The following is a 1,822-nucleotide window of genomic DNA, read 5'->3' on the forward strand; positions in this document are numbered from 1 at the left end:
CCCCTGAACCGGCAGGCCGAACGCTACGCGAAGGAGGGCGTCGAGATCAGCCTTTCCACCCTGGCCGACCAGGTCGGGGCCTGCGCCGTCGCCCTGCAGCCGATCCACGATCTGATCCGCGCCCATGTCCTCGGCGCTGAACGATTGCATGCGGACGACACCACCGTGCCGCTTCTGGCCAAGGGAGGCACCAAGACCGCCCGCCTCTGGACCTATCTTCGCGATGACCGGCCCTTCGGAGGTGGGGCGCCTCCAGCTGCGCTCTGCTACTTCTCCACAGACCGCAGGAAAGAACACCCGACCCGGCATCTGACGGGCTGGACTGGCCTCCTGCAGGCCGACGCTTATGGCGGTTACAACGATCTCTATCGCCATGATCACAAGCCCGCGCCGATGCGCAGCGCGCTGTGCTGGTCGCATGCCCGGCGCAAGTTCTTCGAACTGGCGGATGTCAAAGCCACGGCTCGCAAGGGCAGATCGGTGGCCGAGGAGATCTCGCCTGTGGCACTGGAAGCCGTCAGACGCTTCGATACCATCTTCGATGTCGAACGCGAGAACAACGGCCTGACCGCCGAGGCCCGCCATGACGCCCGTCAGCGGCTGGTGCGCCCGATGGTCAGCGATCTGCATGACTGGCTGCGATCCGAACGCGCCCGGATGTCGAAGCACAACCCCGTCGCCAAGGCCACCAACTACATGTTCGAAGAAGACGGCCGCTGGGAAGCCTTTACCCGCTTCCTCGATGACGGCCGTATCTGCCTTACGAACAATGCCGCCGAACGAGCCCTCCGCGGCGTCGCACTCGGCCGGAAAGCCTGGCTCTTCGCCGGATCGCCGCGCGGTGGCGAGCGCGTCGCCTTCATGTATTCCCTGATCGTCACCGCCAGGATGAACGACGTCGATCCTCAAGCCTGGCTGGCTGATGTCTTGGTACGACTGGCAGACACGCCTCTGTCTCGCCTGCCAGAATTACTGCCGTGGAACTGGACTCAAGCCCCACAAAGGATGGCCGCATGACCCTGATCGCCCGCCTCCGGATCCTCCTCAACGACGTCGATCCGCAGCCGATGCGCCATATCGAAGTGCCGTTGAAGATCAGGCTCGACCGGCTGCATGAGGTGATCCAGGCGGCGATGGGCTGGACGAACACCCATCTCTACGAATTCCGGGCCGGTGACGCCAGTTGGGGCATGCCCGACCCCGACGGCTTCTACGACGGCCCCATGCCCGCGCAGAAGGCAGCGCTGCAAAAAGTGCTCGAGGACACCGGCACCAAGACGATCCACTATGTTTACGACTTCGGTGATGACTGGGATCACAGCATCCGGATCGAGAAGGTCAACGAGGCCGTCCCGGGTGTGACCTATCCGCGGCTTCTGAAAGCCAGCGGAGCCTGCCCGCCCGAGGACGTCGGTGGTGCCCCCAGCTACGAGGAATTCCTCGTAGCCCTCGCCGATCCGCACCACGAGCCGCACGAAGATATGGTCCGCTGGTCAGGTGGATCATTTGATCCCGAAGATGCCTGTAGCGACAGCATCGTCGAACGCTTTGACCGGCTCGCGAAAAGATGGGCTCCCCGGCCCGCCAAACCCAAAGCGCCCAAGGGCGCCCCCTGAGCATCGCTGCCGCGGCCTACGCCGGATGGTTGCTGCCGAACCAGCGGTGGTCGCCGGACTTCCTGGCCGACACGTTCGGGGCCTGCCGCAGGTTCCGCATTCTGGCCGTGAACGACGATTGCTGCCGCGAAAACCGCACCTTGATCGCCGACACCAGCATCTCGGGGGCCAGGGTGGCGCGGGAACTGGATGCGCTGGTCAGGATC

General features: G+C 64.5%; 2 protein-coding genes and 1 pseudogene. All 3 read left to right on the forward strand.

Translation table 11 applies throughout. From position 1 onward, the window contains the following. Positions 1-1,017 (forward strand): IS66 family transposase (gene tnpC / locus C9E82_RS23845; RefSeq protein ID WP_119901160.1); only part of this gene is annotated, 1,017 nt, incomplete at its 5' end. After that, on the forward strand, positions 1,014-1,616 hold the full coding sequence (locus C9E82_RS23850) for a plasmid pRiA4b ORF-3 family protein (protein WP_119901161.1): 603 nt from the start codon (positions 1,014-1,016) through the stop codon (positions 1,614-1,616). The genes tnpC and C9E82_RS23850, both read left to right, overlap by 4 nt. A 29-nt stretch (positions 1,617-1,645) precedes the next feature. Then, a pseudogene (locus C9E82_RS23855) lies at positions 1,646-1,822 on the forward strand (IS3 family transposase); the annotation flags it as partial.

The organism is Paracoccus sigandri, from assembly GCF_003709565.1.
In the GTDB taxonomy this organism is placed as follows: Bacteria; Pseudomonadota; Alphaproteobacteria; order Rhodobacterales; family Rhodobacteraceae; genus Paracoccus; species Paracoccus siganidrum.